Source organism: Nonomuraea sp. NPDC005983, assembly GCF_040614375.1.
Taxonomy (GTDB): domain Bacteria; phylum Actinomycetota; class Actinomycetes; order Streptosporangiales; family Streptosporangiaceae; genus Nonomuraea.
Genome location: NZ_JBEXUP010000159.1, coordinates 1 through 19,260 on the forward strand (window position 1 = coordinate 1; position 19,260 = coordinate 19,260).

Below are 19,260 nucleotides of genomic sequence, written 5' to 3' on the forward strand. Positions count from 1 at the left end.
CTTCGAGCAGGGTGGCGAGGGGCACCGCGGTGGCGGGCATGGCCGCCCGCAGCGCCTCGGCCGCGCCGTCGAGGTCGCCGCGACGCTTGCGGACGACCGCCAGGTTCCGCCAGGCCATCTCGGCGATCTGGGCGTTGCCGCATGCGGTGGCGGGCAGGTAGCACAGCTCGGCGCGGCTGTGGTGCCCGTCGGCGGCGAGCAGCTCGCCCAGCCCCAGCCGCCCCATCGCGGACCGCTCGGGCGTCCCCAGCTCGATGACCAGCCGGTAGAGCGCCTTGGCGGTGTCGTCGTCACGCGCCCGCGCGGCCTCCAGCGTCTCGGCGAGGGCGTCATCGAGGACGGGGTCGACGCCGGTTTCCGGCGTTTCCACGACAGCCCGCAGACTCTCGGGTGTCCCGGCGAGGTCGCCCGGGCCCTGCGGCGTCTCGGACGGGCCGTCCGGCCAGGTGGTCAGCAGCCGGCGCACCGCCGGCACGTCGGCGGCGTCCAGGGACAGCAGGAGGTCGGCCAGGCGTGCCGAGCCGGTCACCTCCGTCAGGGCCGCCAGCGCGCCCTCGCGGTCGCCCTCGGCGGCCAGGACCCATGGCCGCTCCTGCGGGGTGGCCGTGCCGAGGCGGACGCGGGCCGCGGCCGCCACGTGCGGTTCGGCCTCCCAGGCGGCGGCGCGCTGGTAAGCCGACCGGGCCGAGTCCGCGTCGCCCGCCTTCTCCAGGCAGCGTCCCGCCTCCAGCAGCATGCTGCCCGCCGAGTCGGGGTCGGCCGCCACCGCGCGCTCGAACGAGGCGCGCGCCCCTGCCAGGTCACCCGTCCGCGCGAGCAGGTCGCCCAGCAACCACGACGCCTCCCCCTGCAGCTCGGACGGCGCGGAGCCGACGGCGGTCCGGGCGGCGTCCAGAGCCGCGGCCAGGTCCCCGTTGTCGCGCAGGAACCCGGCGAGGTGCAGCGGGGCCAGCTCGCCGAAGCCTTCCTCCAGCACCTGACGGGCCTCGTCCGCCTTGCCGGCGCTGACCAGCGCCTCGCCGAGCCCCAGGACCGCGGTCACGGCGGCCTCGTCGTCGGTCGCGGCCTGCGCCCACCGCAGGAAGGCGTCGGCCGCCGCGTCCGGCTCGCCGAGGCGCTGCCAGGTGGGGGCCAGGGCGCGGAGCGCCACCGCGGCCAGCCGCTCGTCGTCTCCCTGCGCCGCGACCTCCCAGGCGGCGATCGCGCCCCGCCGGTCGCCCGCGTCGTTGCGCAGCGCGCCGAGGTAACAGGCGGCCTCCTGCCGGAAGTCCGGGTGGCCGTGCTCGATCACCAGCGAGAGCGCGCCGTCCGCCATGGCGCTGTCGCCGGCGCGCTGCCAGGTGTGCGCGCTCTGCATGGCCAGCGAGGTCGCCATCCAGGACCGGCCGTCGTCGGGAATCGGGGCGAACGCGGACGCGGCGCCGGGAAAGTCGCCGGAGAGCAGCAGCCGGGCGAACCTCCCGGTCTCGCCCTGGTCCTCGTGATCCTCAGGAACCAGCTCGAACGCCGCGGCCGCGCCGGCGAGGTCGTCGAGCCTGACCCTGGTGAGGCCGAGCAGCCAGGCGTTGCGTGCCGCCCGCACCGGGTCGGCCTCGGCCACGAACGCCTCGTGCAGCGCGCACGCCGCCAGCAGGTCGCCCTGGCGCTCGAAGAGCTGCGACAGCGCGCCGGCCGCCTCGACCCGCAGCCCGCGGTGCTCGCCCCCCATCGCGGACGTGTACGCCTCCCGCGCCTCCACCAGGTCGCCGTCGTGCTCGACGAGCAGCTCGCCCAGCCCGTACTCCACCCAGGGCGCCAGCGTGGGATGGCCGGACGATCGGGCGCGGCGCAACAACGCGATCGCCTGGTCCGGTTCGTCCTGGTTGGCCAGGACGTCCTTGAAGATCGTCGCCGTGTACGCCAGCGCGAACGGGTCGCCGGAGTCGGCGGCGGCGTGGAACAGCTTGGCCGCGTCCGACAGCTCGAACCCGATCGAGGCCAGAACCTGCGCGAACACGGCGGTGCCGATGGCCGACACGGACGGGTCGGGGTGGTCCATGGCGGCGCGGTAGCGGACCAGCCCCTCCTCTCTGCCCAGCCGCTGATGGTCGATGACCGCCCCCAGCACCGGGTGCAGCTCGTCGCCGGAGGTCCGCAGCAGGTGGAGGAGGAAGGCGGCGGTGAAGCCCTGTAGCGCGTCGTCGCCCTCGGCGACGAAGGCGAGCAGCTCGTCGGCCTGGTCCCGGTCGCCTTCGCCCAGTTCCAGCTGGGCCAGCGTGACCATGGCCCGGATGGACTGCGTGGCCGCTCCGGAGTCGGCGGCCCGGCGTAGCAGCAGCCGGGCCTCGGTCAGCTCGCCCGCCTGCAGGTGGCGCAGCGCCTCGTCGGCGTCCTGGAGCGCCTGCTCCTCCACCGGGTCGGCCAGCGGCTGCTGCCGGGCGGCGTGGTCGAGCAGCAGCGCCGCCTTGAACGCGGCGTCGGGGTCATCGTGCTCGGCCGCCGCCCTGATCAGCTCCATGATCTCGTCGTACGCGTCCGAGTGGCGGTCCAGCAGCATCCCGAGCAGCGTGACCGAGATGGACGACCATTCGGACTCGCCCGCGGCCAGGACGGCGCGCACCGCCGCCAGCGCCTCCGCGACCTCTCCCGCCTCGGTGTGCATCTGCGCCAGGCACGCCTGCGCCTCGAGCGCGTACTCCTGCTGCCCGCTGGCGATCACCCGGTGGAAGATCGCCTTCGTCGCCTCCACGTCGCCGAGCTGGGCCGTCACCTTGGCCTGCTCGATGAGCGCGGGCAGCCGCAGCTCGGGACGCGGGTCTTCAGCCGCCCTGGCGTACGCGGCCACCGACTCGGCGTACTCGCCGAGGTCAACCAGCACGGCGCCGAGCAGCTTGTACGCCATCGCCAGGTGGTCGGGGTGCCCCACGGCGATCGCGTGCTCGCACACCTCCCTGGCGGCCTCGAAGTCCTCCTCGTCGGCGTAGAGCTGGTAGAGCTGGAACGCCGACAGTGCCACCACCTCGGGGTCGCCGCAGGTCAGCAGCGCGCGGTAGTCGTCCTCGTCCTCCGCCGCCTCGTAGCGGTCGCGGGCGGTCCCCGTGGCCTGGACGTCCGGGAAGAAGTCGGGCAGTTCGAGCCTCTCGGCCAGCTCAGACACCGCGGGGCTGTCGCAGCGCCGGGCCCGTTCCAGCGCCTCCACCGCGCCCTGGACGTCCCCCAGCTCGGTCAGCACCAGCACCAGCGCCGTGTCGGCGAGCGCGGCCACCTCGAAGTCGGCGCCGTCGGAGGCGATCGTCAGCACCCGGTGGGCGGCGGGCCACTCGCGGGCGTTGACCAGCATCATGCCCATGGCGATGGCCGAGCGCTGCCCGAAAACCGGATCACCCGACTGGATCACCGACCGGTGCGCCGCCTCGGCGCCGTCCAGGTCACCCTGATCCTCCAGCAGGCAGGCCAGCAGATGGGACGCCTCGGGGTCCCCTGTCGCGGCGATCGCCCTGAACAACCCGGCGGCCTCGTCGAGCTCTCCCGCTTCCCAGCGCCTCATCGCCGCACCGAGCTGATCTGACGACATGCCCACTCCCAGAGTCACCGTAGAAAGTGAAAAAACTACACATGTGCCACTATCGTCACAGGGAATTCGACGGGAAAACGCCAGATGCTGAGATCCGGGGACCGGCGGCCCGAAGAGGGGCGGGGGCCGTAGCGTAGACCCCATGGCAAAAGCGTTCTGGATCGACCAGGAGTTCGACAGGGACCGCGACGGGCGCTTCGCCGTACACGTGCGGAAGAACCTGGACGAGTTCGAGTGGGGCGACATCGCGCCGGTCCGGTTCGCCTGCGCCGCGTGGCGGCTGGCGACGCCGCCGTCGCTGTCGCCCGGCTACGTCCGCTGGGACCGGCGCGTCCTCGACGCCACCTGCCTCCGCAACACCTGGGACGGCACCCTCACCGCCCGCGTCAAGCTGGTGTCACCGCTGCCGGAGGAGCTGACCAGGTCCAGGGCCTGGTGGCGCGACCGCGGCTGGCAGGGCTGGCCGGAGACGTTCGGCCAGTACGTCGAGCCGACCCAGCAGGACCTGGCACGCAGCCCGTTCCTGCGCACCACGCTGCTCGTCGAGGCGCCGGTGCCGCTCGCCGACCTGCCGCCGGAGCCGGAGGGCCCGCACGACGAGGTCGAGCAGAGCGCCGCCAGGGCGGTGGTGGTGCTGGCGCGTGAGCTGAACGCGCTGGTGGCGCCCATCCTCGACCAGCTCGGCTAGGAAGCGGCCCCGGCGATCCGGGCGTGGGAGCCGCTCGGAGCTGCGCACTCGGCGACCGGGATGGCGGGGATCGAGGGCTCGCCGGTGATGACGGCCACGATGCGGGTGCCGTCGGCGAAGGCGCCCTGGCGTACCAGGTCGAAGATGCCGTAGAGCATTTTCGCCACATACACCCCTTCCACCCGATATTTCGCGATAAATCCGTCTAGGGCTGGTGTTGTGCGGGCGTAGCCGCCGAAGTGGTAGCCGAGCTCCAGCGACCAGTTCGTCCACACCCGCCCGTACGCCGCCCGCTGCAGCCCGGCCACCTCGCCGGCCAGGAACCCCGCCCCCTTCAACACCGCGAACCCGATCGCCCGCCGGCCAGGCGGCAGCCCCGCCGAGATCCCGGCCAGCGTGCCGCCCGTGCCGACCGGGCAGCAGATCACGTCGTACTCCTCGGTGATCTCCGCGGGCAGTTCGGCGCATCCCCGGACGGCCGCCGCGTTGCTGCCGCCCTCGGGCAGGATCGCCACGTCGCCCCACCGCTCGCGCAGCCACGCCTGCACCTCGGCCGTGTGCTTGAGCCGGTAGGTCGCCCGGTCGAGGTAGGTCAGCCGCATCCCGCAGGCCGCCGCGTACGCAAGCGACGGGTTCAGCGGCAGCCGCTCCTCGCCGCGGATCACCCCGATCGTCTCGAACCCGTGCCGCAGCCCCGCCGCCGCCACGGCCCTGATGTGGTTGGAGTACGCGCCGCCGAAGGTGAGCACGCGCGGGTGCCCGAGGTTGTACTTGAGCTTTCTGGCCTTGTTGTCGTCGTGTTTGACGAACACCCGGACCGGGGCGAGCGCTGGATCCAGGAGTTCTTCCATGGCGCTAGTCTACGGACGGGCCTTTGTTGAGGAGTGTGCGATTATGCGCGTTGTTGAAGCTTTCCGTGCCGCCTTCGGCGCGGACCCCGCCACCGTCTGGCACGCGCCCGGCCGGGTGAACCTGATCGGGGAGCACACCGACTACAACGACGGCTTCGTGCTGCCGTTCGCGGTGCCGTGGGGCGTCACGGCCGCGGTCACCCCTCGCGACGACAGCACCGTCCGCCTCCTGTCGCTCCAGCACGGCGACCCGGTGACGATCCCGAGCCACGAGGAGTCGCGCGGCTGGACCCGCTACGTGGTCGGCGTCCTGGCGACGCTCGGCGACCGGGTGCGCGGCGCCGACATCGCGATCGACGGCGACGTGCCGCAGGGCGCGGGGCTCAGCTCCAGCGCCGCCCTGGAGGTGTCGGTCGCGTCCGCGCTCAACGACCTGCACGACCTCGGCCTGTCGCCGATGGAGCTGGCCCTGATCAGCCAGCGGGCCGAGAACGAGTTCGTCGGCATGCCGTGCGGGATCATGGACCAGGCCGCCTCGGCGCTCTCCCAGGAGGGGCAGGCGCTGTTCCTCGACTGCCGGTCGCTGGGGTCCAGGAACATCCCGCTCGACCTGGCCGCGCACGGCCTGCGCATCCTCATCATCGACACGCAGGTGCACCACGAGCACGCCAACGGCGAGTACGCCAAGCGCCGCGCCGAGTGCGAGTCGGCGGCCCGCAAGCTGGGCGTGGCGGCGCTGCGCGACGTCGAGGACCTCGCCGGCGCGCTGTCGCAGCTGCAGGGCGACGAGCGCAAGCGCACCATGCACGTCGTCACCGAGAACCACCGCGTCGAGGCCCTGGTCGGGCTGCTGCGGGCGGGCGCGGTCACCGAGATCGGCGCGCTGCTGAACGCCTCGCACCTGTCGCTGCGCGACCAGTACGAGGTCTCCTCCCCCGAGCTGGACCTGGCGGTCGAGGCCGCGATCAGGGGCGGCGCGCGGGGCGCCCGGATGACGGGCGGCGGCTTCGGCGGCTCGGCCATCGCGCTGGTGGCCGACGACCGGTTGGAGTCCGTCCGCGACTCGGTCTGCGCCGCCTACGCCGAGCGCGGCTGGAAGCAGCCCCGCTTCCTGCCCGCCACCCCCGCACGCGGCGCCCACCGCCTCAGCTGACACCCCCGCGCGCGGAGCCCACCTGTCGCTCCGCCGCCGCGCGAGGCTTCACCCGCCGTCCCGGACACCGCCCACGTCCGGGACGGCTCTCAGGGCGTCACAGGGCGGGGAAGTCCGGGTCTCGCCGTTCCAGGAAGCTGGCCACGCCTTCGCCGAAGTCGGGCCGCTCGAAGGAGGCCAGCATCTCGCGGACCGCCGTCTTCGCCGACTCCTCCAGCGTGACGTCCCAGTCGTTCCAGACCTGCCGCTTGATGACCGCCATCGAGGTGGGCGAGCTGTGCACGGCCAGCTCCCGCGCGTACGCCAGGACCTCCTCCATCAGCGACTCCCCCGGCACCGCCCGGTTGACCAGCCCCAGCTCGTACGCCTCCGCGCCGGTGAACACCCGCCCGGACAGCAGCAGGTCCATCGCCCGCTGCTGCCCGACGAGCCTCGGCAGCACCCATGACAGCCCGTACTCGGCGATCAGCCCGCGCCGGGGGAAGGCCGTGGTCCACTTGGCCTCGGCGGCGGTGAACACCAGGTCGCACACCAGCGCGTGGACCATGCCGAGCCCGGCGCAGGCGCCGTTCACCGCGGCGATGACCGGCTTCCTGATGGTCGTCGGGAAGGTGTTGGGCCGCGGGTCGGGCGTCTCGTCGTAGGAGCCGCTCCTGATGGCGCTGAGCGTCGTGAAGTCGGCTCCCGAACAGAAGCCCCTGCCCGCCCCCGTGACCACGATCACGCGCACCGACGGGTCCTTCTCGGCCTGTTCGAGCAGGTCGAAGTAGCGCCGGCCGATGGCGTCCGTCCAGGCGTTCAGGCTGTCGGGACGGTTGAAGGTCAGCGTCAGCACGCCCTGGGCGACCGAGGAGAGCACGAGTTCCGCCATGCGCCAACAGAATCATGTTCTAGCCCTGGGAGGCAAGCCGCGTCACCGGTGATGGACGAAGGCCGGGGTCAGCACGCGCTCGTCGTAGTAGCGGTGGAAGACCCCGGTCACGCCCCCCGAGATCGGCGGGACGATCCACGACCAGTCCGCGGGGCAGACCCGTCCCGCCTTCTCCTCCCGCGCCAGGTGGGTGAGGAACCGGTTGGACTCCGTGTGGTGGTCCGTCATCGTCACGCCCGCCCGCTCGAAGGAGTGCAGCACCGCCACGTTCAGCTCCACGAGCGCGTGGTCGCGCCAGAGCGAGCGCTCCGTGGAGGTGTCGAGGCCGAGCCGCTCGGCGACGGCGGGGAGCTGGTTGTAGCGGGTGACGTCCGCGAGGTTGCGCGCGCCGATCTCGGCGCCCATGTACCAGCCGTTGAACGGCGCGCAGGGGTAGCAGATGCCGCCGATCTCCAGGCACATGTTCGAGATGGCCGGGACGGCGTGCCAGCGCAGCCCCAGTTCGGCGAACCACGGGTAGGCAGGGTGGACGATCGGCACCTCCAGGACCGCGTCCCCCGGCAGATGGCACAGCAGCGGGCGTCCCACTCCCGGCTGGACGACCAGCGGCAGCACGTCGAACCTGCCGGGGCCGCCGCGCCAGCCGAGCGTCCGCACCAGGTCGGTGAACGGGACGCACCGGGGGTCGCCGACGACCGCGCCCCCGCGCCCGCGGTGCCCGGCGTAGCGGATGAGCTGCTCGTTCAGCACGCGAGGGGCGCGGCGGCCGGGAGTGTCGGGCGGGAAGACGGTGATCGTGGGCCGGATCCTGCCGTTGCCCGTCGCCGCCCGCAGGTGCTCGACGCACTCGATCGCCACCCCCTCGGCGCCCGTCACCGTCCGGCGGTCGCGGACCTTCAGCGAGCGCCAGTACAGGCGGCCGATGCAGCGGTTGCTGTTGCGCCACGCCACCCTGGCGCCGAACTCCAACTCCTCGAAGGTGTGGACGTAGGTGCCGTGGCGGGCCACGTCCCTGGCGACCTCGCGCAGGCGGGCCTGGAGGCCGCCGGCCGAGGGGTTCTCGGCGTGGAAGAGCCTGATGAAGCGCTCGGCCTCACGGATGTCAACGGTTCGCTCGACATGGGTCTGAACGGGGACGGCATCAAAGGGGCGCAGGGCCCTGATCCAGGTACGCACGCAACACCAGCACATTTCCGCTTCACGGAGCACTCCGCCGGGTTCCGGGCCCGGTGGCGCGTCCTGTCGGCGGTGTCCTCTCCACACCGCCCCAGAGCATGTCCGCGGCTTGCCGCGGCCGGGCGCGGCATCTCCATCTTTCACGGCGGATGGGCGTTTGTCCCGGCAAAAGGGAAAACTCTGTGACGTCGCGGCTACAGAGGGTAGAAGCGGCGGGGCTCCCGGAGACGAGAAAGCCCCTTCCCGCGAACGAGAAGGGGCTTCGTGTTGCTCCCGCGATAGGACTCGAACCAGGATCTCCCCGTGTCGATCAGTTCACGCGAATCCGGATGTGAGGTCAGGCCGGTCAACTGAGTGCAGAGCCGTTCACATTGGTTCACCGTGTATGGCTCCCCTTTGGGCGCTCAGCCGATCACGCCTCTGTACATGGCCGATCGTCGGCAGCCCGAGCCCGACCCGCAGGATACGTACACACCGCAGAGACGGAACAGCATCCTGTCCTTCCCTGCCAGCACTTCCAGCACGGGGTATTCCGCACCAAGAGGTCCTCGGATCCTGGCATCTGGTGTTTCGGCTGTTCGGCACGGACCAGGCATGCACAGCAGTTCCCCGGACATTGATATGCGATGCGTCTGTTGACCTGCGGCGATGTGTTGGAGATATGCCTCCGACGCGACAACGGCGTCCGATCCGGCCCACAGACGCCTGTGGTGCAGCGCTGACTGCGAGGCATGTGCCGGAGGCAGTTCATCGGGCGGAGCCGGATGGTTCATGATCAGATCAGATCAGTGTCTGTTCCCGAACCGTTGATCTTGCCCTTGGTGATCAGTCAGGGTGAGGAGCGCTTGGATTCCTGTGCCGCTCGAAAACACGATCTCGTTGCTCGGGACTCGCGTTCGGCGAGGTCCTGCAGCAGCCGTCCGACAGCCCGCCGTAGGCGGCGTACCGCACCCTTCAGTCAAGGGGCGGGTCGCCGCGCGCGGCGATGGCGTGTCCACCGAGTTCCCATACGACCTGCCTACCCTCAGGAGGTGGGGGCGTGCGTGGGGACGTGCTGGTCGATGAGGATGCGCGCGGCGGCGACGGATCGGGCGGCGGGGCCTGAGGGGCCGAGCGTGGCCGCGTTGGCGTAGAGGCCGGAGATGATGAGCATCAGCATGTCGGCCAGGGCATTGGGATCGGTGGCGTGTGCCGCGGCGGCGAGGGCGCACAGCCGCTCGCGTAGCCGGTCGAGGTGGGAGACGGCCTCCTGGCGGCCGGGGTGGCCGGGGTCGCGGAACTCCGCCGAGGTGTTGTAGAAGGTGCAGCCGTGGGCGTCGGAGCCCTGGGCGCTCTCCTGTGCGTACTCCACGATGGCCAGGAGCTGGCGGGCGGGGTCGCCTTCGTGCCGGGCGATCGCGCTGTCGATCTGTGCCCAGGCCTGGTCATGCAGTTCGCCCACCCAGGCGCCCACCAGCTCGTCCTTGCTGGTGAACTCGCGGTAGAGCGCGCTCTTGCCGAGCCCCGTCTCCTCGACGACCTGCTGCATGCCCACGGCCCGCGCGCCCTGCTCGCCGAACAGGCGGGCAGCCGTCTGGAGAATGCGCCGGCGAGTGCCGGGAACCGGTCTGCGCGTCACCGTCGGGTCCCTTCGCGAGGAGTTCAAGGATCTACGTTGACAGCCTAGCGCCCTGCCCCCAAGATTGGACCGATCAGTCCGGACTGATCGGTCCGCTACCAATGAGGGGTTCTTATATGACCGAGACCGCGGCCGGCATCCGGAGAGGGAATGCCGGTCTGCTGCTCGCGGTGATGTCCGCCGTACAGTTCCTGGACGCGATGGACATCGCCAGCATCGGGCCCGCGCTGCCGCTCCTACAGCGGGACCTGGGCATGTCGCCCGAGGCGTTGCAGTGGGTGGTGAGCGGCTACGCGCTGGGTTTCGGTGGATTCCTGCTGTTGGGCGGGCGGCTGGCCGATCTGTTCGACCGCAGGAGGCTGTTACTCGGCTGGCTGGTGGTTTTCGTCGTCGCCAGCCTCGTCGGCGGTCTGACCAGCGAGGGCCTGTTTCTCGTGATCGCCCGCCTCGTCAAGGGCGTCAGCGCTGGCTTCACCGCGCCGGTGGCCATGGCGCTGTTGCTGGACACCTTCCGCGAGGAACGGGCCCGCAACCGCGCGCTGGGAACCTTCCTAGCCATCTCCTCCTCCGGCTTCTCACTGGGCCTGGTGTTCGGGGGCGCGCTGGCGCAACTCGACTGGCGGCTGGTCTTCCTGCTGCCCGCGGCGGTCGGCGTCGCCGTCGCGCTCGTGGCCGCCGCCGTGGTGCCGCGGGACCGTAGGAGAAGAACCCGGACGGGGCGCTTGGACGTCCTCGGCGCGATGCTGGTCGCGGGCGCCGCGATCACTCTCGTGTACGGAGTCAGCCAGGCCTCCATCGTCGGCTGGAGCCATCCGCTCACCCTGGCAGCGCTCGGCGTGTCCGCCCTCCTGCTCGCCCTGCTCCTCGTCGTGGAACGTAGGCATCCTGCGCCGCTCATACCGTTATCGATCTTCGCCAGAGCGGGAATGGTGCGGGCGAACGTCGGCATGCTCATGTTCGGCGCTTACGTGGCCTTCCAGTTCGTCCTGACGCTCTATTACGAGGGCACGCTGGGCTGGTCACCGCTGCAGACGGCCCTCTCCTTCCTGCTCGGCGGCCTGCTCACCGGCACCACCGCCAGGTACTGGGCGGCGGCGGTGACCAGGTTCGGCGCCTGGCCGGTCGCCACCGCCGGGCTGTTCCTGCTCGCCGTCAGCTACGCGGTCTGGGCCGTGCTGATCGGCCGAGTCGAACCCCTGGCGCTCCTGCTCATCCAGCAAGTGCTGGGCGGGGTGGGGTTCCCCGCCGCCTACTCGGCGCTCAACATCGCCGCTGTGGCGGGCGCGGGACAGGAGGAGCATGGCCTGGCGTCGGGCCTGTTCAACGCCAGCGCCCAACTCGGTACCAGCTTGGTCACCGCCGTCACCGCCACCATGCTCGTCGCCAGCGGCGGCGCGATCGTGGGCGGCTACCGGGCCGGTCTCTGGACAGTCGTCGCCGTGTCCCTGGCCATCACACTGCTGTCGGCCCTGGGCACGAGAACTCCACAACCATGAAGGGAAATCACATGCGCATCTACACTGCCACCGCCACCTCGCAAGGCCGCGATGGCCGGGCGGTCTCCTCGGACGGTCGGCTGGACGTCCGGCTCGCCCTGCAGAAGGAGCTGGGCGGCGACGGCGCCGGCACCAATCCCGAGCAGCTCTTCGCCGCCGGGTACGCCGCCTGTTTCGCCACGTCCATGAAACTCGTGGCGGGCACGCAGGGCCTCGACGTGTCCGACGCCTCGGTCACCGCGGAGGTCGGCCTGTCCCCCAACGGCAAGGGCGGCTACGAGCTGGACGCCGTTCTGCGCGTGAAACTGCCCGACACCCTCACCGCGGACCAGGCACGAACCCTCCTGGACACCACCCACCAGGTGTGCCCCTACTCCAACGCCACCCGCGGCAACATGCCCGTCGAACTGCTCCTCGACTAACGAGTACGACGCCGCCCAAAGGGCTGATGCCTGACGAAAGTGAGGGTGCGACTCATCCGATCGTCCGCTGCGTGGCGTCCCGTCCGGCTCCGTCCGTTTCGTTCCGCAACGGGCGGAGAGCTGGGAGGAGCCCCGATGACGAAAGGGAAGGCCGTGGCGATCGCCGCGCTGGTCGGCGTGTTGTCGGCGACGGGTGTGACGGCGGCGAGTGCCGTGGCGAAAGCTCCAGGGGCCGGTGAGCTGAGCGCGACCGAGATCGATGACTACGTGCGCGACTATGCCGAGCGGACTGGGCTGCCCGGCGCCCTGGTCACCGTCACCAAGGGCGACCAGGTCGTGCACGTCGCGGGTTACGGCCACATGGCGGGCAGCGAGACGGTCACCAAGGACACGCCGATGCCGCGCGCTTGGGTCTCCAAGTCGTTCACGGTCCTGGCGGTGCTGCACCGCGCCGACCAGCGGAAGATCAGCCTGGACGCCCCGTACAGAAGTATCTGCCTGAGTTCACCCACGTCCAGGTCCGTCTTTTCAGCCGGCGACTGGGGAGGCGATGACGACGGTGACGTCGGCGGGTGTGTCGTTGGTGCGATAGCTGTGCGGGGTGTCCCCGGCGAAGGCCAGCATGTCGCCGGCCTCGATACGGCGGAGATCGTCTGCCGGTGCTCGATCGTGCCGGGGTGTTTGGCATCTCAGCTCTCTCGCGCGGGGGGACGGTCTCGGTCGATGGGGGTCGTGATGGCCTGCTCACGAAGTCGGCCAAGAAACAGGGCGTTCTGTTCGCGAAGGCGTTGAATTTGCGCGCGGAGCTCGCCGTTGATGGTGGTGAGCTGACGGATGCGGGCTTCCTTGGAGGGATCGGTCATCCGCTGGAGGGCGGGCTGACGTTGGCCGGTCTGCTGCTGCCGGGACCGCAACCGTTGGATGTCCTCGATCAACTCTGGGACGCGGTAGAGGAACGCGCGGGAGGCGCCCGAGGCCCGGACACCTGCGGCGACGGTGATGACTTCTTCGGCGGCGTCGAGGTGGCGGATCGCCGCGCGGGCGGAGCAGGTACGTGGATTCTCCGGGCCGGTGGAGCCGATGGTGGGCGTTTCTCATGAAAGCAAGGTCAGGCTGTTCTGCACGCCCACCAGGATGTTGATCAGAGTCGAGGGAGAGACATCGAATCCCTTCGTCTCCGGCGCTGCGGTCGCGAAGCTTGTCGACGGGGGACTCAACGCCGTTGTGGGCTCGAACGAAGCTCAGCAAGAGTCACTACCCGACGCGACCGTGACCCGAGGCGGGTAGTGAGTCAAACCGAAACATTGGCCCATGTTGGCCTGCCCGTCTGCCGTCGTCCCACCCGCAGGGATAGCGGGCCAGCCGCGGGGCTGCCCCAGCCGCGCCCGGCGTCAGGGCCGTGATGGAGGGTAGGCGGCCCCGCGGCTGGTCTGCTAGGGCTAGCTAGCCCTGTGACCCCCAAGGTCAAGAAACTCCGCGAAGAGGCCGAAAAGGGGATCAAGACCAAGGCAAACTACCGCGCGAGTGACGCTGTGGAGGACTTCCTCACTCACGGACTCAAAGGCCGCAGCCTCGGTACCATCACGCACGCTCGGTCGATGGCCGAGAATCAGATCAAACCGAAGATCGGTAACTATCGGCTCAAGGACCTTCGAGCCGAACATGTCGATCTCTGCCTCGACGAACTCGCCGAGGCTCTCGCCGCCAAGACGATCATCTAGATTCACAACCTTCTGACCCGAGCCATCCGTATGGCGAAGAAGCGTGAACTCGTCGGCCGCAACGTCTCGGCCCTGCGTGAGACACCACACGGACAGGAAGGACGGCCAAGCAGGTCCCTCACCCTGGACCAGGCCGCCGCGGTTCTCAAGGCCTGTGAAGGTGAAAAGTTCGGCGCGTACGTCATCACCTCACTCCTCACCGGAATCCGGCCTGAGGAAGCTCGCAAGCTCCTCTGGGAGGCCGTGAATCTGAGCAGGAAGCCACCGCCCATCTCAGCCCTTCGCGCCGATCGAGTCGGCGGCGACACCAAGACCAAGAAGTCACGTCGGGCGCTCGCTCTTCCTGCCCTCGTGGTCGATGAAGTCAAACGGCACCGAGCACGCCAGGCCGCTCAGAGGCTGCTCACGGGCGAGGCGTGGCAGGAGCATGGTCTCGTCTTCACGCGCGATGACGGAGCCCTGCTCGACCCGAGTGGCCCCGGAACGACTCAGGCCCCCTGTCCTTGATCTAGGAAGGAGGCCTGAGCTTTGTGTTCCTCAGCTCTACCGAAGCTCCCGCGATAGGACTCGAACCTATAACCTGCCGGTTAACAGCCGGCTGCTCTGCCGTTGAGCTACGCGGGATCGAACATCTGCGCTGATCGGCGGGCTTTTCCGGCCCCTTCCGTTCGGCGCAGGAATAGATTAGCGCACTCCTGGAGTGCGTGTCGCATCGTCATCGGGGTAGGCCGGGTGACAGCGGAGGTGCAAGATGCGTTATCGGATGACGTTCGCCGTCGGGCTGGCGGTCGGCTACGTGCTGGGCAGCCGGGCGGGTCGCGAACGGTATGAGCAGATCAAGAGGATGGCCCAGCGGGTGGCCGACAGCCCGAGGGTCCAGGAGGCCGCGGGCGTGGTGGGCGCGCAGGTGTCGAAGGCGGCCGGGGCGGCCAGGGCCCGGGTCGGCGACACGCTGCAGCAGCGCATCCCCTTCCTCAGCAAGGAGCACGACAGCGGGACGGGCTGGCCCGAAGAGGAACCCCACGAGAAGAAGACCGACAAGACGGGCATCCCCTACTGACACCGGCGATTCGCGGCGCGGCTCGGGTGAATCACACGCCCATGCTGCGCCGCACGCCCTCCAGGGCCTGCTCGGCCTGGGCGCGGAGGCCGGGGTCCGTGGGGTCGAGGCCGTCGTCGAAGACGAGGGTCCAGCCGACCACCTCCCCGCCCGGCGGGCGCCGGGCCACCAACCGGACACCGCCCCGCCCTGGCAGGCTGACGTGCTTGTTGACCACGATCGTGGCGCTGACGCGCTCCCGCACGGTCTCCGGCAGCAGCCGCGGCTCCGGCACCTGCGCGCGCCGCGTCTCGCCGTCCATGGTGAGGACGTTCAGCCCTTCCTCGTCCCAGAACGCCTTGTCGATCGTCTCGTAGGGCACCCGCTCCCCATCGCTGAGGTACAGCGCGAGGTTGGTGGCCACCAGGTAGCCGTCGCCGGACGCGGCGAACGTCAGCACCCGCTCTCCCGGCGTGGTCGCCAGGGATTTGCGGACGTCAGCTGGCAGGCGGCGAAAAACGTTCATGCCTCAACGGTATCGGCGAGCAGGTCGAGGGTGAGCGCGGCGCTCCACGAGAAGTCGCGGCAGCCGCGCCCGCTGCCGTCGAACGGGTCGAAGCACTCGCGAAAGCCCGCCTGCCGCACCAGGCGGAGGGTGCCGTTGGTGAGCTGCTGGCCGAGCTGCGACAGGCCGTGCACGGCGGCGGCCCTGCGCAGCAGCCAGTTGGTGTTCACCCAGGACGGCCCGCGCCAGTAGCGGGTGCGGTCGAACTGGGCGGCGCGGATCTCGCAGCTCGGCACGGGGTATCCGGTCGCGCCCATGAACCTGGCCGACTCCAGCAGCTCGACGGCCTGGCTGACGTGGCCCTCCGGCAGCCCCGGGTCGAGCAGCGGGCCGAACCCGCCGACCGTGCAGACCCGGATGAGCTTGCCTGCCCGCAGGTCGCGGGCGTAGAAGCAGCCGTCCCAGAGGCGGTCGAGCAGAGCGCGCCTGATGCGCTCTGCCTGCTCGGCGTGCGGGACGGGATCGGCTCCGGCGATCGGCGCCAGCTCGGCCATGGCCTGGCAGGCGGCGAGCCAGATGCCGTTGAACATCGGGTCCTCGATGGCGAACGGGTGCTCGTCGCGCAGGTACTCGGGGCGGTATCCGGCGTTGCGGTAGCGCATCGCGAGCCAGACGTAGCGGTCGTGGTCGCTGTCGAGGTGGCGCTCGGACAGCTCGACGTTGCGGTAGCCGTACCGGATCTCGGGGAGCGCGGCGAGCGACTCGTCCCAGGCCGGGCTGTCGTCCATGCCGGACTCCCAGGGGTGGACGATCGCGGCGAGCCCCGAGCCGCCCAGGTCGCGGGCGGTGGCGAGGTAGGTGTGCTGGGCGGCGAGCGCCGGGAAGACGCGCCTGACGAACTCGGCGTCGCCGGTGTGCCGCCAGAGCCACCACAGCGCCACCGCGTGCAGCGGTGGCGCGGTCAGCCCCGAGGTGAGGACGCGCGGCGCGGCCTCGTGATCCTGGGAGCGCCAGACGGACGGCCCCGGGAAGTACGCCTCCGGCGTGTGGAAGACGATGTGCGGCACCATGCCGGTCGCCCACTGCCCGTTGAGCAGGCTGAGCAGCTCCGCGCGGGCCCGGTCGGGGCGGTGCCTGGCCAGGCCGATCACGACGAACGCGGAGTCCCAGCTCCACTGGTGGGGGTAGAGGCCGGGCGCGGGCACGGTGGCGGTCCCCGTCCAGTTCGCCTCGAGCACGGACAGCGCCTCGCGCCCGAGCGCGGCATCGTCGACCGCAGGCCGCGCCTCCATCAGTCCACTATAAGCGTCACCCGGTCTTTGGGAACTATGTCCGGCTCGCCCACTTGGACACGAGCATGACGCCGAACACGACGGCGCCGATGATGAGCCCCCACTTGAGCAAGGCGAAGGCGAAGCCCACGAGCGGGCCGACGAGGATGAGTGCTGCGATGATCGCGGCGATGATCAGAAGAATTCGTCCCATGTCCTCGACACTAGGAGATCCTTTAAGCGGATTGCAGGTGATACAGGGTTGAATCAGGGACAAGTCAGGGTCCCCCCTAGCCGCCGGAACCAAGCTGCGAACCCCGCCGTTAAGCCGGTATAAAACGGGGGCAACGGGGGCCCATTTCACGGGGAGTGTGATGAGTCCGGGACCACCGATGAGCAGAGAAGGCGCCGAACACGCGCTACGCGCACGCGCCGACGAACGCGACCGCATCTCCGGCGACCTGCTCGATCTGGAATCGCACACCACCTACCAGTTACTCAAGGGCGCCGCCTTACGCGGGCCCACCCAGCAGCGATGGGCGGCCGCTCAGAGCGCACTGGCCACGGTCTGGACGCTGTACGACGCCTACCGGACCGTGCTGCGCGACGCCGAGCAGTTCAAGGCCGCCCGCGGCAGGCTGGACGGCGGCGAGCTGGCGCAGCTGACCGAGCTGCTCGCCGGCTCCTCCGTGGTCCTGAGGGCCGCCGCCAAACCGATCGAACAACGCTCTCTCCTCCCCGACGCCGACCAGCGCCTCACCCTGGACGAGACCGTGACCAGGATGGACGCGCACTTCCGCGAGGTCACCGCGGCCCTCACCGAGATCGACGCCGCCTGGACCGCCGCCCTCCCCCGCCTCGACGGAGCCGACGCGGAGCTGCGCCAGGTGCGCGACCTTCAGCAGGAGCTCGGCGAGGCCCAGGACCTGTCACAGGCCGAGAACGACCTCAAGCGGATGCGCGCCGCCGCGCTGGCCGACCCCCTCGGCTCACCCCCGGGCCCCGAGCTGGACCGCGTCGCCCGGCTCCTGGCCTCCGCCCGCGCGGACCTGGAGCGTGCCGTCCAGGTCAAGGACGACTACGCCAGGCGGCGCGAGGAGCTGTCCGCCGCGCTCGACCGGGTGCGGGCCGCCGAGAGCGAGGCCAGGCTGGCGCACGGCGCCGTCGTGGTGAAGATCGCGCTGCCGCCGCAGGCGCAGCCGCGAAGCCGGGCCGAGTCGCTCGCCGCCGATCTGGACGCGCTCGACGTCTCCGCCGACGGCTGGGTGACCAGAGCGGGACGGCTGGCGACGCTCGAACAGTCCACGCAGGAGGCCGCCGGGCAGGCGCGGGCCACCGCCAAGGCGCTGTACGGGCTCCTCGGCAGGCGCGACGAGCTGCGGGGGCGGCTCGGAGCGGTCGAGGCGATGGCCACGCGCAAGGGGATGGCGGAGGACCCGGACGCCGTCCGCCTGTACGAGCAGGCGCGGCTGCTGCTCTGGACCGCCCCCTGCGACCTGACGAAGGCGGCCCAGGCCGTCGACCTCTACCAGCGTGCGATCCACGGAGGTAAGCGATGACCCGCTGCGCGCAGCCCGGCTGCACCGGGACGATCGAGGACGGCTACTGCGACCTCTGCGGCCACGCCGCGACCGCCGCCCCGCCGACGCCGCAGAGCGTCCCCACATCGCAGGACACCGGCGGCGCGCCCGCCACGCACCCCGTGAGCAGGCCGCTGACCGGCCCGATGAGCAGCGGCAGGTCCCGCGCGGGCGTACTCCGCGACCTGGCCGACCTGCCGTCGGTGCCATACCGCGATCCGGCCAGCGCGGTGCTGGCCAACCCGGAGGTCTCGGAGGACAAGCGGTTCTGCGCGAACCCGGCGTGCGGCCAGCCGGTGGGCCGCTCCAGGCAGGGACGGCCCGGCCTGCCCGACGGCTTCTGCCCGCACTGCCGCACCCAGTTCTCCTTCACCCCGAAGCTCACCAAGGCCGACCTGGTGGCCGGCCAGTACCGGGTGCTCGGCTGCCTGGCGCACGGCGGCCTCGGCTGGATCTATCTGGCCTCCGACGAAAACCTGGACGGCCGCTGGGTGGTGCTGAAGGGCCTGCTCAACACGGCCGACCCGGAGGCGCTGGCGGCGGCGGAGGCCGAGCGGCGCTTCCTCACCACGGTCGACCACGCCAACATCGTCAAGATCTTCAACTTCCAGCAGTCCGCCGGGCTCGGCTACATCGTCATGGAGTACGTCGGCGGCCAGTCGCTGCACGAGCTGCGCCGCCAGGGCCCGCTGCCGTTGCGGGACACGCTGATCTACGGGCGGGAGATCCTGCGCGCGTTCGGCTACCTGCACGAGCAGGGGCTGGTCTACTGCGACCTGAAACCGGCCAACGTCATCAGGGTCGGCAGGCAGCTCAAGCTCATCGACCTGGGCGCGGTGCAGCGGATCGGCTCCCCGCCGGGCACGTCCTGGGCCACGGTCGGCTACCACGCGCCCGAGCTCGACACCCGGCCCTCGTCCGTCGCCTCGGACCTGTACACCGTCGCCAGGACGCTGGCCGTGCTGGCCATCCCGTCGTTCAGCCCGGCCAAGGGCGGCGTGGCCGCCCCGCTGCCGCAGGACTGCGGGAACGAGTCGTTCGCCAGGCTGCTGCGCAGGGCCACCGCGCTCAACCCGGCGGACAGGTTCCAGAGCGCGCTGGAGATGGAGGAGCAGCTCGTCGGCGTGCTGCGCGAGGTCAGCGCGATCGCCGACGGCGTGCCCTACCCGGCACCGTCGCCCCAGTTCGGGCCCGAGCGGCTCGCGGCCGGCGCGTCCCTGTCGGACGACCGCGGCCGGGTGTTCGACCCCTGAGCCAGTGGTTCTCATCCATGCCCCACCCGAGCATCTTGCTCTTGTACCGTTGCCCGTTCGCGT

Annotated in this window: 19 protein-coding genes and 1 tRNA gene; 10 read left to right on the forward strand and 10 right to left on the reverse strand. The window is 70.8% G+C overall.

Annotated elements, in window-relative coordinates; all coding sequences use genetic code 11:
• On the reverse strand, positions 1-3,553 hold a 3,553-nt coding region (locus ABZ297_RS40150; RefSeq protein WP_355357476.1), incomplete at its 3' end, for a tetratricopeptide repeat protein.
• 142 nt (positions 3,554-3,695) lie between these two features.
• Here ABZ297_RS40150 and ABZ297_RS40155 point away from each other — a divergent pair.
• Positions 3,696-4,241, forward strand: coding sequence for a hypothetical protein (locus ABZ297_RS40155; RefSeq protein ID WP_355357478.1), 546 nt, complete (start codon positions 3,696-3,698; stop codon positions 4,239-4,241).
• Here the strand turns inward: ABZ297_RS40155 and ABZ297_RS40160 are convergent.
• Positions 4,238-5,092, reverse strand: coding sequence for a pyridoxal-phosphate dependent enzyme (locus ABZ297_RS40160; RefSeq protein WP_355357481.1), 855 nt, complete (start codon positions 5,090-5,092; stop codon positions 4,238-4,240). The genes ABZ297_RS40155 and ABZ297_RS40160 overlap by 4 nt on opposite strands.
• A gap of 43 nt (positions 5,093-5,135) precedes the next feature.
• Here ABZ297_RS40160 and galK point away from each other — a divergent pair, with 43 nt between their 5' ends.
• The gene (gene galK, locus ABZ297_RS40165; protein ID WP_355357484.1) at positions 5,136-6,245 is read left to right on the forward strand and encodes a galactokinase; all 1,110 of its coding nucleotides are present in this window, start codon (positions 5,136-5,138) and stop codon (positions 6,243-6,245) included.
• A 97-nt stretch (positions 6,246-6,342) separates the two neighbouring features.
• Here galK and ABZ297_RS40170 read toward each other — a convergent pair whose 3' ends face one another.
• From ABZ297_RS40170 to ABZ297_RS40180, 3 genes are all read right to left on the reverse strand, one after another.
• Positions 6,343-7,116: an enoyl-CoA hydratase-related protein gene (locus ABZ297_RS40170; protein ID WP_355357487.1), complete on the reverse strand. Its 774-nt coding sequence runs from the start codon at positions 7,114-7,116 to the stop codon at positions 6,343-6,345.
• Between the two features lie 42 nt (positions 7,117-7,158).
• Complete coding sequence (locus tag ABZ297_RS40175) at positions 7,159-8,292, reverse strand: nitric oxide synthase oxygenase (protein WP_355357490.1); 1,134 nt, start codon at positions 8,290-8,292, stop codon at positions 7,159-7,161.
• Between the two features lie 1,024 nt (positions 8,293-9,316).
• The gene (locus ABZ297_RS40180) at positions 9,317-9,910 is read right to left on the reverse strand and encodes a TetR/AcrR family transcriptional regulator (protein WP_355357493.1); all 594 of its coding nucleotides are present in this window, start codon (positions 9,908-9,910) and stop codon (positions 9,317-9,319) included.
• A 116-nt stretch (positions 9,911-10,026) separates the two neighbouring features.
• Here ABZ297_RS40180 and ABZ297_RS40185 point away from each other — a divergent pair, with 116 nt between their 5' ends.
• The 3 genes from ABZ297_RS40185 (at position 10,027) to ABZ297_RS40195 (ending at position 12,620) form a co-directional block, all read left to right on the forward strand.
• Positions 10,027-11,406 (forward strand): MFS transporter, encoded by a 1,380-nt coding sequence (locus ABZ297_RS40185; RefSeq protein ID WP_355357496.1) that lies wholly within the window; start codon positions 10,027-10,029, stop codon positions 11,404-11,406.
• Positions 11,407-11,417: 11 nt separating this feature from the next.
• On the forward strand, positions 11,418-11,828 hold the full coding sequence (locus ABZ297_RS40190; RefSeq protein WP_355357499.1) for an organic hydroperoxide resistance protein: 411 nt from the start codon (positions 11,418-11,420) through the stop codon (positions 11,826-11,828).
• Between the two features lie 135 nt (positions 11,829-11,963).
• Positions 11,964-12,620 (forward strand): serine hydrolase domain-containing protein, encoded by a 657-nt coding sequence (locus ABZ297_RS40195; RefSeq protein ID WP_355357502.1) that lies wholly within the window; start codon positions 11,964-11,966, stop codon positions 12,618-12,620.
• Here the strand turns inward: ABZ297_RS40195 and ABZ297_RS40200 are convergent.
• Positions 12,518-12,910 (reverse strand): DUF6262 family protein, encoded by a 393-nt coding sequence (locus tag ABZ297_RS40200; protein WP_355357526.1) that lies wholly within the window; start codon positions 12,908-12,910, stop codon positions 12,518-12,520. The two genes, ABZ297_RS40195 and ABZ297_RS40200, sit on opposite strands and share 103 nt — an antisense overlap.
• Positions 12,911-13,279: 369 nt before the next feature.
• Here ABZ297_RS40200 and ABZ297_RS40205 point away from each other — a divergent pair, with 369 nt between their 5' ends.
• Both ABZ297_RS40205 and ABZ297_RS40210 read left to right on the forward strand, forming a co-directional pair.
• A complete protein-coding gene (locus ABZ297_RS40205) occupies positions 13,280-13,549 on the forward strand; it encodes a hypothetical protein (RefSeq protein ID WP_355357505.1) in 270 nt (89 codons plus the stop codon).
• A gap of 30 nt (positions 13,550-13,579) precedes the next feature.
• Positions 13,580-14,056: a hypothetical protein gene (locus tag ABZ297_RS40210; RefSeq protein WP_355357508.1), complete on the forward strand. Its 477-nt coding sequence runs from the start codon at positions 13,580-13,582 to the stop codon at positions 14,054-14,056.
• Between the two features lie 45 nt (positions 14,057-14,101).
• On the opposite strand, the gene ABZ297_RS40215 is transcribed toward ABZ297_RS40210, so the two are convergent.
• Positions 14,102-14,173 (reverse strand) — tRNA-Asn (locus ABZ297_RS40215).
• Between the two features lie 127 nt (positions 14,174-14,300).
• Between ABZ297_RS40215 and ABZ297_RS40220 the strand changes: the two genes are divergently transcribed.
• Positions 14,301-14,609, forward strand: coding sequence for a YtxH domain-containing protein (locus tag ABZ297_RS40220; protein ID WP_355357511.1), 309 nt, complete (start codon positions 14,301-14,303; stop codon positions 14,607-14,609).
• A gap of 31 nt (positions 14,610-14,640) precedes the next feature.
• On the opposite strand, the gene ABZ297_RS40225 is transcribed toward ABZ297_RS40220, so the two are convergent.
• From ABZ297_RS40225 to ABZ297_RS40235, 3 genes are read right to left on the reverse strand one after another with little or no spacing between them, the layout of a single operon-like run.
• Positions 14,641-15,114, reverse strand: coding sequence for a hypothetical protein (locus tag ABZ297_RS40225; RefSeq protein ID WP_350805683.1), 474 nt, complete (start codon positions 15,112-15,114; stop codon positions 14,641-14,643).
• Positions 15,111-16,385: a hypothetical protein gene (locus tag ABZ297_RS40230; protein ID WP_355357514.1), complete on the reverse strand. Its 1,275-nt coding sequence runs from the start codon at positions 16,383-16,385 to the stop codon at positions 15,111-15,113. Before ABZ297_RS40230 ends, ABZ297_RS40225 begins: the two co-directional genes overlap by 4 nt.
• Positions 16,386-16,419: 34 nt before the next feature.
• Entirely contained in the window at positions 16,420-16,578 is a 159-nt protein-coding gene (locus tag ABZ297_RS40235; RefSeq protein WP_355357517.1) for a hypothetical protein, read from the reverse strand.
• A gap of 178 nt (positions 16,579-16,756) precedes the next feature.
• On the opposite strand from ABZ297_RS40235, the gene ABZ297_RS40240 reads away from it, so the two are divergent.
• Both ABZ297_RS40240 and ABZ297_RS40245 read left to right on the forward strand, forming a co-directional pair.
• Complete coding sequence (locus tag ABZ297_RS40240; RefSeq protein ID WP_355357520.1) at positions 16,757-17,923, forward strand: hypothetical protein; 1,167 nt, start codon at positions 16,757-16,759, stop codon at positions 17,921-17,923.
• The gene (locus tag ABZ297_RS40245) at positions 17,920-19,197 is read left to right on the forward strand and encodes a serine/threonine protein kinase (protein WP_355357523.1); all 1,278 of its coding nucleotides are present in this window, start codon (positions 17,920-17,922) and stop codon (positions 19,195-19,197) included. The genes ABZ297_RS40240 and ABZ297_RS40245 overlap by 4 nt, the downstream gene beginning before the upstream one ends.
• The last annotated feature ends 63 nt before the right edge of the window (positions 19,198-19,260 follow it).